Annotated in this window: 2 protein-coding genes; both read right to left on the reverse strand. The window is 63.0% G+C overall.

Features of this window, described 5'->3' with window-relative positions; all coding sequences use genetic code 11:
- Positions 1–116: 116 nt before the first annotated feature.
- On the reverse strand, positions 117–10,604 hold the full coding sequence (locus tag RHM69_RS07525) for an amino acid adenylation domain-containing protein (protein ID WP_200601014.1): 10,488 nt from the start codon (positions 10,602–10,604) through the stop codon (positions 117–119).
- 3 nt (positions 10,605–10,607) lie between these two features.
- A complete protein-coding gene (locus RHM69_RS07530) occupies positions 10,608–24,641 on the reverse strand; it encodes a non-ribosomal peptide synthase/polyketide synthase (RefSeq protein ID WP_200601013.1) in 14,034 nt (4,677 codons plus the stop codon).
- Positions 24,642–24,752 lie beyond the last annotated feature (111 nt).

The following is a 24,752-nucleotide window of genomic DNA, read 5'->3' on the forward strand; positions in this document are numbered from 1 at the left end:
AGACGCCCCGAGGCAATGACTGCCCGGGGCGGTTTGTTTGTCCGAATTATAGATAGGGCCATAAAAAAGCCCCCAGTCGCTCAAGGTGACTGGGGGCTTTTCATATTGGCCTCTGGTCAGCTCATCGCGGCAGCGAAGCTATGGACGAACTCTGCGTTATCGATTAATCGGTCATGGCTGGTCTCGATCAACACTGAGCGCTCGATCGTTGATTGCACGGCAACTTCCAGCATGCTCGCCTCAATCAATTGATGATGTACCCCAGTACGACTCAAGGTCGCCCACCAGCAACTTATCGGTGCCTTGATCGCCTTGAAGTCGGCATCGTGCAGGCGCTGCCCGAGAATGCGGTCAACCTCCCAGGAAATCTGCGCTTCGTGGCCACTGAGCAACTCATCCTTGAGCTCGCCAAAACGCGAGCCCAGGGTTTCCTCGGCCCAGTGGCTGAATGCAGTCCATTGCTCGCCTTCTGCAGCCTCTAAGCATTGCAGCTCGGACCAGTGGGCATGAATCTGCTGGGAGAACTCAGGGAACATCACCTCCAACAGTTCCACACGCCGTTCATTGGCAGAAATATCTCTTTCGTCAACCATCACCGCCGTATCCCAAAACGGCTTGACCCACTGCGGCGGGGATGCGTCGATCCAGCCAACACACTCGACCTGTCGGCCCGCCTGCTCCAGGCCATAGGCGACTTCCATCGCCAGGTTGCCCCCCAGCGACCAACCGGCCAAACGGAACGGACCCTCGGGCTGAGCCTTCAACAATTGCGTCGTGTAGTCCTCGACCATTGCAGCCCAGGCTGGCACCTCGCTGCCCTCCTCGGCCAAGGCGCGACACATCACCCCCATCACCGGCCTGTGCTCACGCAACGCAAGGGCAATCGCCTTGTAACAATGCACCGAGCCATAGCTGGGATGGAACAGGTACAACGGTGTTCCACGGCTTTGACTGTTGAGCCTCACGATCAACGAACTGCCAGCGCTTCCCTCAAGGCAAGCCGCCTGCCCTGCGACGCTCGGATTGAGCATCAACTGACTCACCGACAGCTCCACGCCAACAGCTTTGCGGATGCGCTCCTTGAGCATCAGGACCAGCAACGAATGCCCGCCCAACTCGAAGAAGTTATCTTCGACACTCACCTGCTCAAGCTCCAGGACTTCGCGCCAAATGGCTACAAGTGCTTGCTCCAGCGTATTGCGCGCTGCGACGAAGTGCCGTTCGTGCAAGTTTGAATCCGGCGCAGGCAATGCCTTGCGATCCAGTTTGCCGTTGGGGCTCAGTGGCATATGGTCCAGCAGTACCCACTGCGCAGGCACCATGTAGTCCGGCACATGTGCCAATAAATGAGTGCTCAGTGCATCACGCCAGGCGAGTGTCGAATCCTGCAGCACCACATACCCAACGAGATACTTGCCTTCATGCACTTGCACCGAGGCGTCGCGCACCAGTGGATGCTCCAGCAAGCGCGCCTCGATCTCACCCAGCTCTATGCGCAAACCGCGTAGTTTTACTTGATGATCCAGGCGCCCAATGTATTCGATCACGCCATCCCTGCGCTGTCGCACCCGGTCGCCGGTACGATACAACCGCGTGCCAGGCTGGAACGGGCACGGTACAAACCGCTCTGCGGTCAGGCTGGGACGTCGATGGTAACTGCGTGCCAGCCCGACGCCCCCCAGGTACAACTCGCCCGCAACGCCCACCGCGACTGGCTGCAACTGCGCATCCAGCACGTAAGTGCGCAGATTGGAAATGGGTCTGCCAATCGGCACGCTGTCACGATGCTCATCGACGCACGTCCAGTGAGTCACATCAATCGCAGCCTCAGTCGGTCCATACAGGTTGAACAAGCCCGTATTCGGCAGCTGGGCGAATACGTGTTGCTGCACCCCCACCGGCAAGGCTTCGCCACTACAGATGATACGGCGCAACCCCTGACAGCTGGCCACTTGTGAATCCTGCAGGAATGCGTGCAGCATGGAAGGCACGAAATGCAGGGTGGTCACTTGGTGCCGATTGATCAACTCCACCAACTTCGATGGATCTCGATGATCTCCAGGAGCCGCTACCACCAGCCGTGCACCGGTCATCAAGGGCCAGAAAAACTCCCATACCGATACGTCAAAACTGAACGGTGTCTTTTGCAACACCGTATCTTCGGCGCCGAGCGTATAAGCCTGTTGCATCCATAGCAGCCGATTGGTCAACGCACAGTGGCGGTTACCCGCCCCTTTCGGCTGGCCGGTGGAACCGGAGGTGTAAATGACGTAAGCGAGATTTTCCGCGTCTACGGCCACATCAGGATCGGTATCGGCATACTCGCTCAGCCAGTGATCGTCGGGCTCGACCACCAGACAGTGCGAGGGCGCGCTGACCGGTAAGGCCTGTAACAAATGCGCCTGCGTCAGCAGCAGCGGTACGTTGCTGTCTTGCAGCATGTAGGCCAGGCGTTCGCGCGGGTAGTCCGGGTCCAGCGGCACATAGGCGCCACCTGCCTTAAGCACAGCCAGAAGTGCTACCACCATTTCAATGGAGCGTTCCATCGCCACACCTACCAACACATCAGGCGCGACACCGGCCTGGATCAAGCGGTGCGCCAATCGATTGGCTCGTGCATTCAACTGCGTATAACTCAGTGTCTGAGCGCCAAACACCAAAGCCTGGGCATTCGGTGTGCGCCGCACTTGCGCTTCGATCTGCCTCTGCACGCTGTCTTCCAACCGATAATCCTGCGCCGTGTCGTTCCACTGTTCGACTATCACCTGATGCTCAAGAGGTTCCAATAGCGGTAGCTGAGCGACACGTTGGTGAGGGTCATCCAACATGGCCTGCAACAGGTTCTGCCAATGGCGCGCCATGCGATTGGGCGTGGCGGCATCGAACAGGTCGGTCGCATAAGTCAGGGTTGCCCATAGCCCATCGACGGTTTCCTGTGTGTCCAGGCTCAAATCGAACTGAGCGGTTTGCGTGCCCCACTCCAAGCTTTCAATCCTCAGGTCGGGTAGTTGCTGGCTCGTACTGGCTAGACGCGCTTGACTCTGATGATTGAAAAGCACCTGAAACAACGGATTGCGGCTCAAGCTGCGTTCAGGTTGCAGGGCTTCGACCAATTGCTCGAACGGCAAGTCCTGATGGCTTTGGGCGTCCAACGCCCGGTGCTTGGCCTGCTGCAACAGCTGGGTGACCGTCAGCTGCGCATCGAAATCGCCCTTTAGCACTTGGGTGTTGACGAAAAAACCTACCAGGCGCTCGGTTTCGACCCGGTTACGATTGGCAATAGGCACACCCACGCGAATATCCTGCTGCCCGCTGTAGCGGTGCAGTAGAGCCTGGAACGACGCCAACAAAACAATGAACAGCGTGACATCCTCACGCTGCGCCAGGGCCTTGAGCCCCTCCACTAATGCCGGTGCAAGCTTGATCTCCAGGCTTGCACCACGAAAGCTCTGCACCGAAGGTCGCGGCCGATCAAGGGGTAGCTCCAACACTGACGGCTCACCGCCAAGCAGAGCCTGCCAGTAACCCATTTGCCGATCGCGTTCACCACCCGTCATCCAGTCACGCTGCCACTGGGCATAGTCAGCATATTGAATCGGCAATGCCGGCAGTTGCAGGTCCTGGCCCTGGCTGTAGGCGGCATAAAGTTGCACCAACTCATCCACCATCACCTGCATTGACCAGCCATCGGAAACGATATGGTGCTGCACGAGCACCAACACATGGTCGTCTTCGGCCAGGCGCAACAAGGTTACGCGCAGCAACGGCCCTTGCTGCAGATCGAAAGGTTGCGCGATCTCGGTCTCTACCCGACGCTGCAGGTCCGCCTCATTGACCTGCTCATGAAGGATGGCCACAGTGCCGTTTTCACGGATTATCTGGAAGGCCTGCCCTTCGTCCTGATGTACCTGCGTTCGCAGGCTTTCATGACGGGCTACCAGACTGTCGAAACTGCGTTGCAAAGCCGCATGATCCAGCCAGCCACGCAAGCGCAAGGTGCTGGGTACATGGTAGGCCGCACTGTGCGGATCCAATTGCCAGAGAAACCACTGGCGCTCCTGGGCATAAGACAGCGCCAACGGCTGTTGACGGCTGACCGGCAGGATCTGAAGCACACTTGCCTGTGATTCATGGGAGTTGCACAGGGTCTCGACAAACCCCTGCAGTCGCGGTTGCTCAAACATTGTTCTGAGGGGTACTTCCCGACCCAACAGTTGACGCAGGCGCGAAATTACCTGCATCGCCAATAATGAATGCCCCCCCGATTCAAAAAAGTGATCGGCCAGACCGACACGCTCCACGCCCAGGATCTGGGCCCAGATGGCCGCCACCTGTTGCTCCAACTCGCTCTCGGGCGCCACATACACCTGCTGCATCTGACTCACATCCGGCAGCGGCAAGCCCTTGCGGTCGAGCTTGCCGTTGGGGGTCAGCGGCATACGCTCAAGGAACATCAAATGCGTCGGGACCATGTAGTCCGGCAAGCGGGTTTTCAAGGCGCGCCGCAAGGTTTCGCGACCGGTGGATTGAGCGACAGCATCATCCAGGAGCGTCCGGTCCAGTGGTACGACATAGGCCACCAGTTGCTTACCGGTCGGCCCCTCTTGGGCCACCACCACGGTTTCACCGACACTGGTTTGCTCACGCAAGCGCGCTTCGATTTCCCCCAGTTCGATACGGAAACCGCGGATCTTCACCTGATGGTCCACACGCCCCAGGTAATCCACCACGCCATCCGGACGCCCACGGGTCAGGTCGCCGCTGCGATACACGCGACTGCCGGGCTTGCCGAACGGGTCCGGCACGAAGCGTTCGGCGGTTAACGCCGGACGCTCCAGATAACCCCGGGCCACGCCCTCGCCGCCCAGGTACAACTCGCCGGCCACGCCGATAGGTTGCAGGTTCAGCTGCGCGTCCAACACGTAGCCACTGCGGTTACCCAACAAAGTGCCGATGGGCGCGTAGACGGCGCCACAGGGGTCGCCCTTGCGTGCCTTCCACAGCAGCGGCGTGACCACGGTTTCGGTCGGGCCGTAGCCGTTGAACAGGTATTTGGGTTTCAGCGCGCGCCACGCCAGGTCGTAGCTGGCTTGAGCCACGGCATCACCGCCAAAGCAGTACACCCGCACCGCCGGCGGGTTGCCGTCGCGCTCGGCATGTTCGGCCAACTGTTGCAGGTACACCGGTGGGAACACCGCCATGGTCACGTTATGGCGATGCATCTGCTCGTAGGTGTATTCCGGCAGCCACAGGCTGTCGTCACGGATCAACACGCTGGCGCCGTTGATCAGCGGGTGCATCCAGCCTTCGTGGGAGCCGTCGAAAGCGAACGACATGAAGTGCAGCTCGCAATCGGCCGGCGAGGTTTCATAGCGCTCGCCGGTAGCGATGATATGCGCCACCAGCGGGCCGTGTGACACCGCCACGCCCTTGGGCAAACCGGTGGAACCGGAGGTGTAGATCACGTAGGCAAGGTTGTCGCCGTCCAGCGCCACATCCGGGGCCGCATCGCTGTAATCCGACCAGGCTTGCACCTGATCCACCGCCAAGGCTTCGAGGCCGTCCGGGATCGGCAACCGGTGTTGCACGGCCGAATGGGTCAACAGCAATTTCGAGCGGCTGTCTTGCATCATGTACAGCAGGCGATCATGTGGGTATTCGATATCCAGCGGCACATACACACCGCCGGCTTTCATCACCGCCAGGAACGCCACCATGATCTCGGCACTGCGCGGCATGGCGATAGCCACCCGCACTTCCGGGCCGACGCCACGGGCGATCAAGGCATGGGCCAGGCGGTTGGCCTGGCGATCCAGCTCGCCGTAAGTCAGGGTTTGAGCATCGAATTTCACCGCCACTGCGTCCGGAGTTTCGCGGGCGCGATCGCCGACCAATTCGTGCACCAGGCGCTCGGCCGAAAAGCCAGACTCCGTGCGGTTCCACAGTTGCAGGATCTGTTGTTGTTCGGTCGCGTCCAGCAGGCTTAACTGGCTGAGCTGCTGTCGTGGGTTGGCGACCATACCTTGCAGCAGGTTCTGCCAGTGACGCGCCATGCGTTGCACGGTGCTGGCTTCGAACAGGTCCTGGGCATAACCCAAGGTGGCCCATATACCTTCGGTGGACTCCTGAATATCCAGGTCCAGGTCGAAATGTGCGGTCTTGCTGTCCCAGTCCAGCCCTTCTACCCGCAGCCCTGGCAATTGGTGCTGAACCTGAGCCTGGCCGACGTCAGTCTGATGATTGAACATGACCTGGAACAGCGGGTTGTGGCTCAGGCTACGCTCAGGTTGCAGGGCTTCGACCAGTTGTTCGAACGGTAAATCCTGGTGGGCCTGGGCTTGCAGGGCGCGTTGCCGAACGTGCTGCAGCAACTGCTCGACACTCATCTGCCCATGCACATCGGCCTTGAGCACCTGGGTGTTGACGAAGAAACCAATCAAGCGCTCGGTCTCGCTGCGATTGCGGTTGGCAATCGGCACGCCGACACGTATTTCTTCCTGGCCGCTGTAGCGGTGCAACAAGGTCTGGAACGATGCCAGCAACAACATGAACAGGGTCACGCCCTGCTGTTGGGCCAAAGCCTTGAGCCCCTGAGTGAGTTCCGGCGTCAGCTCGAATGCCAGGCGTGCGCCGCGGTGGCTCTGCACAGCCGGGCGCTGGTGATCGAACGGTAACTCCAGCACGCTCTGCTCACCGCCCAACAGCTCACGCCAGTAGGCCAGTTGACGTTGCTTCTCACCGGCGTCCATCCAGCTGCGCTGCCATACGGCATAGTCGGCATACTGGATCGGCAGCGCCGGCAACTGCACGTCCTGGCCCTGGCTGTAACCGGCATACAACTGCACCAGTTCCTCGACCACCAACTGCATCGACCAACCATCAGAGACGATGTGATGCTGCACCAACACCAACACATGCTCGTCGGCGGCCAGGCGCAACAGCGTGACACGCAGCAACGGGCCTTCTTGCAGGTCGAACGGCTGGGCGATCAGCGCTTGCACCCTGGCGTTGAGCTGGGCTTCATCGGCATCGGCCTGGGTGATCGGCAAGGACATTGGCGGCTCAATCACTTGCACCGCGCCGTCGTGATCCTGGCGGATATGGGTGCGCAGGCTTTCATGACGCGCCAGCAAGCTATCGAAACTGCGTTGCAACGCAGCCAGGTCCAATTGCCCTTTCAGGCGCAGCGCGCTGGGAATGTGATACGCCGCACTGTGGGGTTCCAGTTGCCAGAGAAACCATTGTCGCTCCTGGGCGTAAGACAGCGGCAACGGCTGCACGCGCCCGGCCGACAGCAGGGCCGGCGCCGTTGGCGATGGGCTCTCCTGGGCTTGCATGGCCGCGACAAACGCCTCCAGCCGCGGGTGTTCGAACACGGCTTTGAGCGGCACTTCCAGGCTCAGCGTCTGGCGGATGCGTGACACCACCTGCATCGCCAGCAAGGAATGCCCGCCCAGTTCGAAGAAGTGCTGGTTCAAGCCCACCCGTTCGGCCCCCAGAATAGCCGCCCAGATCGCCGCCACCTGTTGTTGCAACGGGGTGACCGGCACCCGCCAATCCTGTTGTTCCACGCTGGCATCTGGCTTGGGCAGGGCCTGGCGATCCAGCTTGCCGTTGGGGTTGAGCGGCATGCGCTCGAGGAAGATCAGGTGCGCCGGCACCATGTAGTCCGGCAGGTGGTCGCGCAAGGTGGCCATCAGCTGTTCGCCCACCTCGGCGCGCTCGGTTTCAGACAGCGTCTGCGCAGGTACCAGATAGGCCAGCAGTTGGTTGTCGGCAGCCAGCAACAGCGCTTCACGCACGCTGTCCTGGGCCAGCAGCACAGTTTCGATCTCACCCAGTTCTATGCGAAAACCACGGACCTTGACCTGATGATCGACCCGCCCGACATACTCCACCACACCATCGGCGCGATAGCGCGCCAGGTCGCCGGTGCGGTACAGGCGCTCGCCGGATGGGCTGAACGGGTCAGCGACAAAGCGCTCGGCGGTCAGGCCCGGCCGCTGCAAATACGCACGGGCCAAGCCATTGGCGCTGGCGATATAGAGTTCACCCACGGCGCCCAGCGGTAGCAGGTTCAGGTCACGGTCCAGCACATACAGGCCACGCCCTGGTAGCGCCCGGCCAATGGGGCTGGCACCGCCGGCGCTGACGGCGCTCGGGTCAGTGCAGTCCAGCACGCTGGAAACCACGGTGGCCTCGGTAGGCCCGTAGGTATTGAGCAAGCGCACATGGCCGAGCCCGGCGCGCTGCCACAACAGCGGGCCGTCCAACGGCATGGCTTCGCCGCCGATATGGATCTGGCGCAAGGCACCATAGGTCCTTGGGCCTGCTGCGAGGCAATCTTGCAGGAACAGCTTCCAGTAGGCCGTGGGCAAGTCGGCCAGGGTAATGCCCTGGGCAATGATCTGCCGATACAGCTCGGCACCGTCCCACAACTGCGGGCCACGCAGTACCACGGTGGCCCCAAGGGTCAGCGCCGGGTACAGCTGCTCGACGAAACCGTCGAAGTTCAAGGTGGCAAACTGCAACACTCGGTCCTGGGCAACCAGCTGCGAGTAATCCGCCGCGATGCCAGCGAACTCACTCAGTGCTGCATGGCTGATGGCAACCCCCTTGGGCTTGCCTGTGGAGCCGGAGGTATAGATCACATACGCCAGGCTCTGGGGCTCGACCTCAACCGGCAAATTATCGTCGGCACGCAACGCCAACTGCGCCTGGACCCGGTCGATGTCCACCGCCAGCACCTGGGCCGGTAACGGCAGGCGCCCATGCAGGTGCGATTGGGTCAACACCAGGCCCACACCACTGTCCTCAAGCATATGCGCCAGGCGTTCGCGGGGGTACTCAGGGTCCAGCGGCACATAGGCCGCTCCTGTCTTGAGCACCGCGAGCAAGCTGACCACCATGGCAAAGGAGCGCTCCACGGCGATCCCCACCAGCCCTTGAGGGCCGACGCCCTGAGCCAGCAAATAATGCGCCAGGCGGTTGGCCTGACGGTTCAGTTCCCCATAGCTGAGGGTCTGCTCATCCAGGGCCAGGGCTTGACGTTCCGGCTGCTGATCAGCCTGGGCTTCAAACAGCCGGTGTACAGCCTCAAAGGGGGTGACACCGGCGGGGGTGTTCCAGTCCTGGAGCATCCTGTGTTGCTCAGCGGCACCCACTATTGGCAGTTCACAGAGGCGGCTGCGGGGTGCGCTCACCACCGCCTGCAGCAGGTGTTGCCAATGTTGCGCCAAGCGCTCGATGGTGGCGGCGTCGAACAGGTCGGCGGCGTAGGTCAGCGCGGCCCAAAGCCCGTCGGCGGATTCATGGGTGTCCAGGCTCAGGTCAAAATGGGTGGTCTGGCTGTCCCAGTCCAGTTCCACCACACGCAGGCCCGGTAACTGCTGGCCTTCGCGGCCGCCTTGGGCATCGGTCTGGTGGTTGAACATCACCTGGAACAATGGGTTGTGGCTCAAGCTGCGCTCGGGCTGCAACGCCACCACCAGTTGTTCGAACGGCAGGTCCTGATGGGCCTGGGCCTCCAGGGCTCGGCGTTTGGTTTGTTGCAGCAGCTCGGCAAAGCGCATCTGCCCGTCAAGGTCAGCCTTGAGTACCTGGGTGTTGACGAAGAAGCCGATCAGCCGCTCGGTTTCGACACGGTTACGGTTGGCGTTCGGCACGCCAATGCGGATATCCGACTGCCCGCTGTAGCGATACAACAGGGCTTGGAACGACGCCAGCAGCAGCATGAACGCGGTCACACCCTCTTGCTGCGCCAGGCGCTTGAGCCCCGCCACCAGCGTCGGTTGCAGATGCACCTGCAGGCTTGCACCGCGATGGCTTTGCTGCGCCGGGCGCGGACGGTCCAGCGGCAATTCCAGCACCGGTTGCTCGCCGCCCAGCAGGGCCTGCCAATATGCGAGTTGGCGCGCCTGTTCCCCGGCTTCCATCCAGCCGCGTTGCCACAGCGCGTAGTCGGCGTACTGGATCGGCAGCTCCGGGAGTTGCAGGTCATGGCCCTGGTTATGGGCGGCGTAGAGCTGCACCAGTTCCTCCACCATCACCTGCATCGACCAGCCATCGGAGACGATGTGGTGCTGCACCATCACCAGCACATGCTCATCCTCGGCCAGTTGCAACAGCGTCACACGCAACAACGGGGCCTGGTGCAAATCGAACGGCCGCGCCACCTCCTCTTCCACCCGCGCCATCAACTGCGCTTGGTCGACGTGCGCCTGCTGGATCTGCACCCGTGCCTGCGGCATCACTGCCTGCCACAGGCGTTGACCGTCATCGACCAATTGCGTGCGCAAGCTTTCATGCCGGGCTAGCAGGCTGTCGAAACTGCGTTGCAACGCTGCCAGGTCCAAGTGCCCGTGCAAACGCAGGGCGCCTGGGATGTGATAGGCGGTGCTGTCCTTGTCCAGTTGCCAAAGGAACCACTGGCGTTCCTGGGCGTAAGACAACGTCGGTGTGTCGCTGTCGTGGCGGGTGGGAGCAATCGGCAGTTGAGCGAAACTCATGCCCCGGCTTTGCAGGCGCTGGTAAAACTGCTGGCGCTGCTCCAGAGGCAAGCGAAGAAAGCGCGACACCAGGTCGATATTAGGGTTGGAAAGCATGGTTCAAATCGCCTCTAGTTCGCTCAAAAAGTCACGAAGGTCATCAAAATCTTCCACGCTGCCGGCGCGGAAAGTGGCTGCGGCCTGCACGTAGGCGCGCAGCGATTCAGTCTGGAACAGTTCCATCAACGGTACGTCCAGGCCGAGCTCGGCCTGCACCCGCGAGGTAATCTGGATCGCCAGCAAGGAGTGGCCACCGACATCAAAGAAGTTGTCGTTCAGGCCCACTTGCGGCAGGTGCAGGATGTCGGCCCAGATCGTGGCGATCTGCTGCTCAAGCTCGGTTTGCGGGGCCAGGTACTGCTGCTGCATCTGGCTCGCATCCGGCAGCGGCAAGCCCTTGCGGTCGAGCTTGCCGTTGGGGGTCAGCGGCATCTGCGCCAGGAATACGAAGTGGCTGGGCACCATATAGTCCGGTAGGTCGGCTTTCAGGGCACGACGCAGGGTGTCACGGAACTCAACCTGGTCGGCCAGGCTGGCGTCGGCCGGTACCACATAGGCCACCAGTTGTTTGCCGGTCGGCCCCTCCTGGGCCACCACCACGGTTTCACCGACACTGGTTTGCTCACGCAAGCGCGCTTCGATTTCCCCCAGTTCGATACGGAAACCGCGGATCTTCACCTGATGGTCCACACGCCCCAGGTAATCCACCACGCCATCCGGACGCCCACGGGTCAGGTCGCCGCTGCGATACACGCGACTGCCAGGCTTGCCGAACGGGTCCGGCACGAAGCGTTCGGCGGTTAACGCCGGACGCTCCAGATAACCCCGGGCCACGCCCTCGCCGCCCAGGTACAACTCGCCGGCTACGCCGATGGGTTGCAGGTTCAGTTGCGCATCCAACACGTAGCCACTGCGGTTACCCAACAAAGTGCCGATGGGCGCGTAGACGGCGCCACAGGGGTCGCCCTTGCGTGCCTTCCACAGCAGCGGCGTGACCACGGTTTCGGTCGGGCCGTAGCCGTTGAACAGGTATTTGGGTTTCAGCGCGCGCCACGCCAGGTCGTAGCTGGCTTGAGCCACGGCATCACCGCCAAAGCAGTACACCCGCACCGCCGGCGGGTTGCCGTCGCGCTCGGCATGTTCGGCCAACTGTTGCAGGTACACCGGTGGGAACACCGCCATGGTCACGTTATGGCGATGCATCTGCTCGTAGGTGTATTCCGGCAGCCACAGGCTGTCGTCCCGGATCAACACGCTGGCGCCGTTGATCAGCGGGTGCATCCAGCCTTCGTGGGAGCCGTCGAAAGCAAACGACATGAAGTGCAGTTCGCAATCGGCCGGTGAGGTTTCATAACGCTCGCCAGTGGCGATGATATGCGCCACCAACGGCCCATGAGCCACCGCCACGCCCTTGGGCAAACCGGTGGAACCGGAGGTGTAGATCACGTAGGCGAGGTTGTCGCCGTCCAGCGCCACATCCGGTGCCGTATCGCTGTAACCGGCCCACTCTTCGGTGCGATCAATCGCCAGGGTATCCAGACCCTCGGGGACTGGCAGTTGCTGCAACGCCCGGCTGTGAGTCAGCAGCAGTTGCGCACGGCTGTCTTGCATCATGTACAGCAGGCGATCACGTGGGTATTCGATATCCAGCGGCACATACACGCCACCGGCTTTCATCACCGCCAGGAACGCCACCATGATCTCGGCACTGCGCGGCATGGCGATGGCCACCCGCACTTCCGGGCCGACGCCACGGGCGATCAAGGCATGGGCCAGGCGGTTGGCCTGGCGATCCAGTTCACCGTAAGTCAGGGTTTGCGCGTCGAATTTAACCGCCACTGCGTCCGGGGTTTGCCGGGCGCGATCGCCGACCAATTCGTGCACCAGGCGCTCGGCTGAAAAACCGGCGTCGGTCTGGTCCCACAGCTCAAGAATCTGCTGCTGCTCATCCTCGCCCAGCAGGCTCAATTGGCTGATGGGCTGCTGTGGGTCGACCACCATCGCCCGCAACAGGTTCTGCCAATGCCCGGCCATGCGCTCGATGGTCGCCACGGCGAACAAGTCGGTGGCATAACTCAGGGAGGCACGCAGGGCCGTCGAGCTTTCTTCCACATCCAGCGCCAGGTCGAACTGGGCCACGCCTTCGTCCAGATCCAGGACTTCGACGTGCAGGTCGGCCAAGCGATGCAGATGGCTGTCGGCAGCGCTCACACGGTGGTTGAACAACACTTGGAATAACGGGCTCAGGCTAAGGCTGCGCTCCGGTTGCAATGCCTGCACCAACTGTTCGAACGGCAGGTCCTGGTGAGCCTGGGCCTCCAGGGAACGCTGACGCACCTGGTGCAGCAATTGCTCGCTGCTCATTTGCCCGTGGATATCGGCCTTGAGCACTTGGGTGTTGACGAAGAAGCCGATCAACCCCTCGGTTTCCAGGCGATTGCGGTTGGCAATCGGCACGCCCACGCGCACATCTTCCTGGCCGCTGTAGCGATGCAGCAACGCTTGGTAAGACGCCAACAGCAGCATCGGCAGCGTGACGCCAGCGTGCTGCGCCAGTGTGCGCAAACTGCCCAACAACTCCGGATGCAACTCGATACCCAAGCGTGCGCCGCGATGGCTTGGCTGTGCCGGGCGCGGATGGTCGAACGGCAACTCCAGCACCGGTTGCTCGCCGCTCAACTGCTCGCGCCAGTAGGCCAGTTGACGCGCCTGCTGCCCCGCCTCCATCCAACCGCGCTGCCACACGGCATAATCGCCGTACTGGATCGGCAGCGCCGGCAATTGCACGTCCTGGCCTTGGCTGTTAGCGGCATACGCCTGCACCAACTCCTCGACCATCAACTGCATCGACCAGCCGTCAGAGACGATGTGATGCTGCACCAGCACCAGCACGTGGTCGTCCTCGGCCAGGCGCAGCAAGGTAACCCGCAGCAGCGGCCCACGCAGCAGGTCGAAAGGCTGGGCGACCACCTGCGCGACCCGCGCCTTGAGGCCGGCATAGTCGCTGTCGACCTGCTCGATATCGACCCGGCCCTGGGCGTCAACGACTTGAACCGCGCCGGTGGCGTCCTGACGGAAATACGTGCGCAGGCTTTCATGGCGAGCCAGCAAGCTATCAAAGCTCTCTTGCAGCGCGGTCAGGTCCAACGGCCCGTGCAAACGCAAGGCGCTGGGGATGTGATACGCGGCGCCGGCCGGGTCCAGTTGCCAGAGGAACCACTGGCGCTCCTGGGCATAAGACAGCGGCAGAGGCTGCGTGCGATCGGCCTTGATCAGCGCCGGCGCGGTGACGCCCTCCTCGCCCAAGGCCTGCACGAAATCACCCAGCAGCGGCTGTTCGAACAAGGCCTTGAGTGGGACCTCCAGCGCCAGGGCCTGACGCACCCGTGACACCACCCGCGTGGCCAGCAATGAATGCCCGCCCAACTCGAAGAAATGATCGTCGAGGCCCACACGGGGCAATTCCAGTACCTCGGCCCAGATCGCCGCCACCTGCTGCTCGCGCGGGGTGACGGGCGCTACATGGCCCTTGAGCGACAGGCTGGCATCCGGTTTGGGCAGTGCCTTGCGGTCGAGCTTGCCGTTGGGGGTCAGCGGCAGGCTGTCAAGGAACAGCCACTGCGCGGGCACCATGTAGTCCGGCAAGCGCTCGCGCAGCGCGGTTTTATAGACCTGCGGCGCCTGCGGTGCGGCGCTGACCAGGTAAGCGATCAGCCGGTCGTTATCGGCCAGCACCACGGCTTCGCGTACGCCGTCGAACTCACGCAGGCAGGCTTCGATTTCACCCAGCTCGATACGGAAACCCCGGACCTTGACCTGATGGTCGACACGGCCGATGTATTCCACCACGCCGTCCGCCTGATAGCGTGCCAGGTCGCCGGTACGGTACAGGCGTTCGCCCGGAGCCCCAAACGGGTTGGGCACGAAGCGTTCGGCGGTCAGCGCCGGCTGCCCGTGGTAACCGCGCGCCAGGCCGACACCACCGATCAGCAGCTCACCGGACACACCTTGGGGGCATGGCGTGAGACCGGCATTGAGAATGAACAAGCCGGTATTGGCGATGGGCCGTCCAACGAACGGCAATGCCTGGTGCAAACGATGAGCCGCCGACCAGATGGTGGTTTCCGTCGGGCCATAGAGGTTCCACAGCGGGCCTTGCAGGTCGAGCATGCGCTGGGCCAAATCGACGGGCAGCGCTTCGCCACCGCACAGGCAGGCGATGCCACGCAGTGAATGAGCCCGTGGGCTGTCGAGCAACATGCGCCAGGTCGAAGGCGTGGCTTGCAGCACATTCGCCGCCTGACGCTGGGCCAGATCGAGGATCGCCTCGGGGTCGAGGGCCGTTGCCTGGGCGCTCAGCAACACGGTACCGCCGACACTCAGCGGCACATACAGCTCCAGGGCGAAGATGTCGAACGAGAAGGTGGTCAGCGACAACAGCCGCGCATCCTGGCCGATACTCAACGTACCGGCCATGCCGCTGGTGAAGCTGCACAGCGCCTTGTGACGAACCATCACCCCTTTGGGCTTGCCAGTGGAGCCAGAGGTGTAGATCACGTAGGCCAGATGCTCCGGTGTCACGGCAACCTGGGGATTGTGCTGCGCTGTGCCGGCCTCCTCCACCATCAGCACCTGCACGCCGTGCGGCTGCGCCAGGTGCCCCAGCAGGTGCGGTTGCGTCAGCAATACCCGGGCGCGGCTGTCTTCAAGCATGTAGCCCAGGCGCTCTGCCGGGAATTGCGGGTCGAGCGGCACATAGGCGCCACCGGCCTTGAGGGTCGCGAGCAAGCCAACCACCATGTCCAGGGAACGCTCCACGTGTACTGCCACCAGCACGTCCGGGCCGACGCCCATGTCGATCAGACGATGGGCCAGCCGATTGGCGCGACGGTTGAGTTCGCCGTAGCTCAGGTGCTCGTCATTGAAGTGCAGCGCGATGGCGTCGGGTTGCGCCGCGGCCTGGGCCTCAAACAACTGGTGTACGCAGCGTTCGCGTGGGTAGTCGGTGTCGCTGCGGTTCCAGTCGTGCACCATTTGCTGCGATTGCGACGGGCTGAGCATCGCCAGGTCGTCCAAGGCCATCGAGGCATCCTGCAGGACCGCGCGCAGCAGGTTTTGCCAATGCTCGGCCAGGCGTTCCGCGGTCGCCGCGTCAAACAGGTCCGTGGCGTAAGTCAGCGAGGCCCAGAGACCGTCCACCGATTCCTCGGTTTCCAGGTTCAGGTCGAACTGAGTGCTGTGACCGGCCCAATCCACTGGCTGCAAAGCCAGGCCGGGCAATTGCACCGGGGCTGAACGCAGGCTGTCCTGATGGTTGAACATCACCTGGAACAGCGGGTTATGGCTGAGGCTGCGCTCGGGCTGCAACATTTGCACGAGCTGCTCGAACGGCAGGTCCTGATGGGCCTGCGCTTCCAGGGCACGTTGCTTGACCTGGGCCAGCAACTGGTCGAACGGCATGTGCCCGTGCACGTCAGCTTGCAGCACCTGGGTATTGACGAAAAAGCCCAGCAGTCGCTCGGTTTCGAAGCGATTACGGTTGGCGACCGGCACGCCGACACGCACCTGTGCCTGGCCGCTGTAGCGGTGCAGCAAGGTCTGGAACGACGCCAGCAACAGCATGAACAGCGTCACGTCCTGACGCTGGGCCAGGGCCTTGAGTTCAGTCAGCAGCGCACGCTCCAGATGAATCTGGCGGCGCGCGCCACGATGGCTCTGCACTGCGGGGCGTGGATAGCCCAGCGGCAGGTCCAGCAACGAATGCTCGCGCCCCAGACGAGCGCACCAGTAATCGAGCTGGCGTTGTTGTTCCCCAGCCGCCATCCAGTCGCGCTGCCACTGGGCGTAGTCGGCGTACTGGATCGGCAAGGCCGGCAACCCTGCGTCGCCTTGGTACAGCGCCACCCACTCGTCGATCATCACTTGCATCGACCAGCCGTCAGAGATGATGTGGTGCTGGGTGATGACCAGCACATGGTGATCAGGCGCGACGATCAGCAACTTGACGCGCATCAGCGGGCCGTTGCGCAGGTCGAACGGGCGCTGGATCTCTTCGGTGACAGCCTGCTCGATAGCGCCGGCGTCGACCTCTTGTTGTTCAACCGGCACTGCCAGGCCTGGGTGGATGACTTGCACACTGTGCTCGCCCGCCTCCACAAAGGTGGTGCGCAGCGGTTCATGGCGCTGCACCAGGGCCTCGACGGCGCGCTCCAGCGCCGCGACGTCAAGTTCACCGCGCAGGTGCAAGGCGGTGGGCACATGATAGGCCGCGCTGGTGGGGTCCAATTGCCAGAGAAACCACTGCCGCTCCTGGGCAAAGGACAACGCCAGCGGCTGCTCACGGCCAACCGCCTGCATCACGGGCGCGGTATCGGCCTGCACGCCTGCGCACGCCGCTGCGAAAGCGGCCAGCGTCGGCTGCTCGAACAGGGCCCGCAACGGCACTTCCAGCTTGAGATCGTGGCGCACCCGGGAGATCACTTGGGTGGCCAGCAAGGAGTGGCCGCCGCGTTCGAAGAAGTGATCTTCCAGGCCAACCTGCTCGACCTGCAACACTGCTTGCCAGATCGCCGCCAACTGGATTTGCAATGGACTCTGCGGCGCCACGTAGGCGGCGCTGGCCTGGTTCAGGTCGGGTGTGGGCAGCGCACGGCGGTCGAGCTTGCCGTTGTGGTTCAACGGCAAGGCATCGAGGACCACCCAATGGCCCGGCACCATGTAGTCCGGCAACGTCTGGCGCAAGCGCGCCGCCAGTGCCTGGGGCTCCAGCGCTTGGCCTTCGGCTGGCACCACGTACGCCACCAACTGCACGCCGGTCGCGCTCGGCTGCGCAAGCACGGCGGCTTCCCGCACGTTGGGCAAGGCTTGCAGGCTGGCTTCGATTTCGCCCATTTCGATACGCAGGCCACGAATTTTCACTTGATGGTCGATACGCCCGACGTACTCCAGCGCACCCGCCGGGTTATACCGGGCCAGGTCGCCACTTCGATAAAGCCGCGCACCGGGCGTGGCGCAAAACGGGTCCGGCAAGAAGCGCTCGGCGGTCAGCGCCGGGCGGTCGAAATAGCGTTGCGCCAAGCCAACCTCAGCACCAATGCACAGCTCGCCCACGCCATCGGTGGCCAACAGTTCGAAACCGCTGTCGAGTACATACAGGCCGCGCCCGGCAATCGCCTGCCCGATTGGCACGCCGTAGGCGTCGTTGGCATCGGCCAATTGGCACTCATGCACGCTGGAGACCACCGTGGCTTCGGTCGGCCCGTAGGTGTTGACCAGGCGCACATTGCCCAAGCCTGCGGCGTACCACGCACGCACGCCCTCCACTGACATGGCTTCACCGCCCACATGCACCTGGCGCAGCTTGCCCAGGAAGCGACGGTGCTCGGCGCACTCTTGCGCCAACAGGTACCAGTAGGCGGCGGGCAAATCGGCCAGGGTCACGCCCTGCTCGACAATCTCTTGCGCCAGTTGCCCGGCATCCCAGAGTTCATCGCCACGCATGATCAACGCCGCGCCCGCACACAGGGGCGGGAAGCACTGTTCGACAAAACCATCGAAACTGAAGGTCGCAAACTGCAACACGCGGTCTTCGGCGCTCAGTCGGCTGTACAGCGTGGCGCTGTCACAAAACTGGCCGAGGGCGGCATGGTCGATGGCCACGCCCTTGGGCTGGCCGGTGGAGCCAGAGGTGTAGATCACATAGGCCAGGTCAGCCGCCGCCGCGTGATTGGGCGGATTGGTCGTCGGGTAGCCGGTCAGTTCGTCGCCACTGGCGCTGAAATCCACGCGGGTCAGGCCGCGGGGCAAAGGCAAGTCGGCGAGCAAGCCGGTTTCGCTGAGCAGCACGTCCAGGCGGCTGTCGGCGAGCATATAGGCCAAACGTTCTGCTGGGTATTCAGGGTCCAGCGGTACGTAGGCCGCCCCGCTTTTGAGCACTGCCAGCAGGCTGACGATCAACTGCGGGCCACGCCGCGAAGCCAGGCCCACCCGTTGGCCGGGGCCGACACCAAGCGCCAACAGGCGATGGGCCAGGCGGTTGGCGCGCTGGTTCAACTGGGCGTAGCTCAAGCTGGCGTCACCGGCCTGTACAGCCAGGGCGTCTGGCGTCGCCTCGGCCTGGGCTGCAATACGCTGGTGCACGCGTTCGTTGGTCTGGGGCGCTGCGGCTGAGCGGCTCAGAGCGAGCATCTGCCGTTGCGCAGGGGCGTCGAGAAGACGCAGGTTGCCCAGCGGCATGTGAGCGTCTGCGAGCAATTGCGCCAGCAGGTGTTGCAGGTTGGCGCTCAACTGCGCCACGTGCGCCTCGCTGAACTGGGCACGGTCATAACTGAATTCCAGGCGCAGGCTGGCGCCCAGTTCGATGCCCAGGGTTAATGGGTAGTGCGTGCGCTCATGGTTGTGCAGGCGACCGAAAGTCAGGCCGGCCGGCGCGCCTTGCTTGAGCGCCTCGGCGACCGGGAAGTTCTCGAACACCAGCAAGGTGTCGAACAGCGCGCCCTGCTGGCCGGCCCAGCCCTGGATGTCATAGAGCGGCACATGTTCATGGTCGCGCAGGCTGAGGTTGAGCGCTTGCAGTTCGCTGAGCCACGTCGCGGCCGACTGGGCTGGCGAGGCTGCGCTGATGATCGGCAAGGTGTTGATGAACAGGCCCAGTTGCTGCTCGATCCCCGGCAGCGGTGCGGAACGCCCGGCCACGGTGGCACCGAAGGCGACGCAGTCCTGGCCGGTGTAGCGTTGCAGCAACAGGCTCCAAGCCCCTTGCAACAGGGTATTGAGGGTGACTTTGTGCTGGCGTGCGAACTCAGCGAGGCGGCGGGTAAAGTCGCTCTCCAGTGCTACGTGATGGTCAGCCATGCCCACCCCGGCTACCGGCGTGCGCAGCGCTTGCGCCAGCAGAGTCGGCGCCGGCAATGCCGCCAGGGCTGTTTTCCAGAACGCTTCGCCCGAGGACTGTTGTTGCAGCCAGGCGAGGTAATCGCGGAACTGCCCGAGCGGCGCCAGCACTGCCTGCCCCGCATAGTGAGCGATGACTTCACCGAGCAACTGCGCGTTACTCCAGCCGTCCATGAGGATGTGGTGGCTGGTGAAGATAAAGTGCCAGGCCGCACCAGCACCGCGCACCAGCGTCAGGCGAAACAGCGGCGCGGCATTCAGGGCAAAACCGCGTTCGCGTTCGGCCTGGGCCAGCGTGTCGAAATCGGCGTCGGGGTCTTCGATCACTTGCAGTTGCAGGTCGACCTGACGCTGGATCAACTGATGAGCACTGTCCAGGCCCAGCCAATGGAAGCTGCTGCGCAGGATGTCGTGACGATCCAGTGCGGCCTGCCAGGCACGTCCGAAGGCGAGCAAATCAAGGCCCTCGATGTCGAGGCGCAACTGGTTGATATAGGCCTGTGCCTCGGGTTCCAACAGGGTGTGGAACAGCATGCCTTGCTGCATCGGCGACAGCGGATAAAGGTCGGCAATCGCCGGCCCGGCCACGGACAAGGCATCCAGTTGCTGCTGGGTGAGGCGTGCCAGCGGGAAATCCGAGGGGCTCACCTGGCCTGCCGGCGTGGCACAGCAATGCTCGATCAACGCCTTGAGTTCGGCTGCGTACTCATCCGCCAACCGCTGCACAGTCGCCGCCTCGAACATCTCCCGACTGAACCCCCATTGCAACGACAGCTCGCCGCCATACACCTGACCTTCCAGCGTCAGCCAGTTGGCCAGCGGCGCCTCTGGATCCTGGGCCTGGCCACTGCCCTGACTGGCCGGCACGAACAGTGCCGACTCGTTGAACTGACGGTCGAACTGGCCCAGGTAGTTGAACGTGATGCGCGGCGCGGTAAGGTTCGCCAGGCTTTCCTGCGCGTGTGGCGCGCCCAGGTAGCGCAACAGGCCGTAACCCAGGCCTTTGTCGGGCACGGCGCGCAGTTGTTCCTTGACCGCTTTGATCGCCTCGGGCAACTCGCCTTTGGCATGCAGGCGCACCGGGTACAGGCTGGTGAACCAGCCGACGGTGCGACTCAGGTCGATGTCGTCGAAGAGGTCTTCGCGACCATGGCCTTCCAATTGAATGAGCGCAGCAGGTTGCTCGCTCCAACGGCTGATCACCCGCGCCAGGGCGGTCAACAGCAGGTCGTTGACCTGGGTGCGATAGGCCGCTGGCGCGTCTTGCAGCAGTCGGCGGGTGTGCTCGACGTCGAGGCGTGTTTCCAGCTTGGCACCCAGGCGGTTTTGCAGGCCGCCTTCGGGGTGATCACACGGCAGTTCGGCGTCGATGGATTGGGCTTGCCAGTACGACAGTTGCTCCTCGACGGTCTGCGCGTGGCGGTGCAGCTGTTGCGCCCAGCGCTGGTAGGCACTGGTTTTTGCCGGCAGCACCTGTTCTCGGTAAGCCTGTTGCAAGTCTTCAAGCAGGATGCGCCAAGACACGCCATCCACCACCAAGTGATGGATCACCAGCAGCAGACGTTGGCTGCCATCGGCCCAATTCACCAACGCGGCGCGCAGCAGCGGGCCTTGGGCAAGGTCAAGGCTGCGCTGGGCTTCATCACACAACACCGCCAGTTCAGCGTCGGTGCTGGCCTGGCATTGCCACAACAGCGATTCGCTGACATCGGCGGCATGGCTCTGCTGCCAGCCGTCAGCCTGCTGCACAAAGCGCAGGCGCAGAGCGTCGTGATGCTGGATCAACCGCGCCAGCGCGGCCTCCAACCGTGCAGGCTCAAGCACCTCACCGGGCACAAGCAACAAAGATTGATTCCAGTGATGCCGCGCCGGGATCGGTTGGGCGAAAAAACTGTGTTGCACGGGCGTCAGCATCACCTCGCCACTGACCGGGCCCTGGTCGATCAGGCTGACCTGCTCGAAGCGCGCCACCAGGGCCAGGCTGCGGATGCTCTGGTACTGGAACAGGTCACGCGGGCTCAGGCGAATGCCGGCCTGACGGGCGCGGCTGACCACCTGGATGGAGATGATCGAATCGCCGCCCAGCTCGAAAAAGTTATCGTCCTGGCCGACCTGCTCAACGCCCAGCACGTCGCTCCAGATGGCGGCCAGGGCTGTTTGCAGGTCGCCTTGGGGGGCGACAAATGCCTGCGGCTGAGCCGCATCCGGCGCTGGCAACGCCTTGCGGTCGAGCTTGCCGTTGGCGGTCACCGGCAGCTTGGGCAGCGCAATGAAATGCGTCGGCACCATGTATTCCGGCAAGCTGCCGAGCAACCAGGCCTTGAGGTCCGTTGGCGCCTCGCCTGCGTGCACCAGATAGGCGATCAACTGCTTGCCGCCCTGTACCAGTACCACGGCTTCGCGCACGTGTGGATGCTGCATCAGGCGTGCTTCGATTTCGCCCAGCTCGATACGCAAGCCGCGCAATTTGACCTGATGATCGAGGCGGCCGAGGTATTCGATCACCCCATCGGCGCGTTGGCGCACGCGGTCACCGGTGCGATACAGGCGCTCGCCCGTCACGAACGGGCTGGGCACGAAACGTTCGGCAGTCAACGCCGGGCGTCGGTGGTAACTGCGCGCCAGGCCAACGCCGCCCAGGTAGAGTTCGCCACTGACACCGGCCGGCACCGGGTTGAGTTGCGCGTCCAGCACGTAGGTGCCGAGGTTGGCGATGGGGCGGCCGATGGGCACGCTGTCGGCGCCTTCGTCGATGCAGGTCCAGTGCGTGACGTCGATGGCCGCCTCGGTCGGGCCATAGAGGTTGTACAGCGCCGCAGCGGGCAACTTGGCGAACACTTGCTGTTGCGCATCCAGGGGCAAGGCTTCGCCGCTGCAGACGATGCGCGTAAGGCTTGCGCACGCCTGTACGCCCGGCTCATGGATAAACGCCTGCAACATCGACGGCACGAAGTGCAAGGTGGTAATGGCGTGCCGACCAATGGTGTCGATCAGGCGCGCCGGTTCACGGTGTTCGCCAGGCGCCGCGACCACCAGGCGGGCGCCGGTCATCAGTGGCCAGAAGAACTCCCACACCGACACGTCGAAGCTGAACGGGGTTTTCTGCAACACCGCGTCGTTGGCACCCAGGCCATACGCCTGTTGCATCCAGCTCAAGCGGTTGACCAAGGCGCGATGGCTATTGCCGGCGCCTTTGGGCTTGCCGGTGGAGCCCGAGGTGTAGATCACGTAGGCCAGGTTAAGGGCATGCAAGGCCACGTTCGGCGATTCGCGGCTGTAGCCGTCGAGCCATAGCGCCGGCTGGTCCAGGGCAATCAACTGGATACCGGCGACGGGCAGCGACGCCAGCAGGCTCTGCTGGCTGAGCAGCAGTTGTATGCCGCTGTCTTCGATCATGTAGGCCAGGCGTTCCTGGGGATACTCAGGGTCGAGAGGCACGTAGGCGCCACCGGCCTTGAGAATCGCCAGCAGGCCAACCACCATTTCGATGGAGCGCTCGATGCAGATACCCACCAGCACGTCGGGCCCCACGCCCTGCTCGCCCAAGGCATGGGCCAACTGGTTGGCGCGCGCATCCAGTTGGGCGTAGGTCAAGGTGGTGGTACCGAACACCAGTGCCGGTGCATCGGGGCTGCGACGCGCCTGGTCTTCGATCAGGTGATGAATCCCGCGCTCGGTCGGGTATGCCTCGGTGGTCTGGTTCCAGCTGTGGACCAGCCGTTGCTGTTCAGCCGCGTCAAGCATGGGCAATTCGCCAATGCGCTGTTCGCCATCGAGCACCATGGCTTGCAGCAGGCGGGTCCAGTGCCGGGCCATGCGCTCGATGGTGGGCGTATCGAACAAGTCATTGGCGTAGGTCAGCGCGGCATGCAGGGTGCCGGACTTTTCATAGGTGTCCAGGGTCAGGTCGAACTGGGTGGTGCGGCCTTGCCATTCCACCAGGGCCAATTCCAGCCCCGATGCGGTGCTGACCGAGGCGATGTCGGCGACGACCGGCTGATGGTTATACATCACCTGGAACAGCGGCGTGTGGCTCAGGCTGCGCTCGATTTTCAGCGCTTCCACCAGCCGTTCGAAGGGCAACTCCTGATGGGCCTGGGCGCCCAGAGCATGCTCCTTGATACCTTGCAGCAACTCGGCAACCCGGGTTTGCCCGGTCAGTTCGGTGCGCAACACCTGGGTGTTGACGAAGAACCCGATCAGCCCCTCGACTTCGGTGCGATTGCGATTGGCAATCGGCACACCGACACGGATGTCGCTTTGGCCGGTATAGCGGTGCAACAGCACATTGAAGGCACCGAGCAGCAGCATGAACAGGGTAACGTTGTGTTTTTGCGCGCAACTGCGCAGTTGCGCGGCCAGTGCCGGCGCAATCGCGAAGTTATGCCGTGTGCCCTGGTAGCTGGGCATGGCCGGGCGCGGGTGGTCGGTGGGCAGCTCCAGGACCGGATGTTCATCGCCCAGGCGAGCCTGCCAATATTCCAATTGGCGCGCCTGCTCGCCCGCTTCCAGCCAGCGGCGCTGCCACAGGGCGTAATCACTGTACTGGATGGGCAGCGCTGGCAGTTGGGGCGCTTCGTTGCGCTCATGGGCGTCATAGCAACGGATGAATTCGTCGATCAGCACGTTCATCGACCAACCGTCGGAGACGATGTGGTGCAGGGTCAGCAGCAGCACGTGTTCCTGCTCGGCAAGCTTGAGCAGTTGCACGCGCAGCAATGGGCCGTGTTCCAGGTCGAACGGCAACAGCGATTGACGGGTGGCGGCGGCGTTGACGGCCTGCTCACGCGCATCAAAGGCCAAGGCGGTGAAGTCCAGGTGCTCGACGGTCACCGACGGCTCCACCGCCACCTGCGCCAGCCGCTCATCAGCCTGACGCTGGAACACCGTGCGCAGGGTTTCGTGACGCGCCACCAGGCTGGCGAACGCTTGCTCCAGCGCTGGCAGGCTCAGCGCCCCCCTCAAGCGCACTGCGCCAGGCAAATTGTAGGCGCCGCTGGCCGGGTCCAACTGCCATAGAAACCACATGCGCTGCTGCGCGTAGGACAGCGCCTGGCGGTCCTCCACCTCCACCCCTGCCGGAATCGGAAACCTTGAAAAATCCACGCCTTCTTTCTGCAAGGCTTGCAGGAACAGTTGGCGTTTTTCCAGAGGCAGCCCGATAAACCGGCGAGCAAGTTTCAAGGAGTCTTCAGCATTCATTTCTTGGAATCCGGGGCAATAGGCGGGAAGCACAAAGGCACGTCGTCCCTATAAAACGAACCGGGCGGGGAAAAATTAGCGGGGGAATGGGGGGCGCCGCACAGGCTGTCA

Origin of the sequence: Pseudomonas sp. CCI1.1 (assembly GCF_034348165.1) — a bacterium.
Taxonomy (GTDB): domain Bacteria; phylum Pseudomonadota; class Gammaproteobacteria; order Pseudomonadales; family Pseudomonadaceae; genus Aquipseudomonas; species Aquipseudomonas paracarnis.

What these genes read in the sequence shown, in the direction of transcription:
- RHM69_RS07525 (WP_200601014.1), bottom strand. Translation starts at nt 10,604, where the DNA reads ATGCTTTCCAACCCTAATATCGACCTGGTGTCGCGCTTTCTTCGCTTG.
- RHM69_RS07530 (WP_200601013.1), bottom strand. Translation starts at nt 24,641, where the DNA reads ATGAATGCTGAAGACTCCTTGAAACTTGCTCGCCGGTTTATCGGGCTG.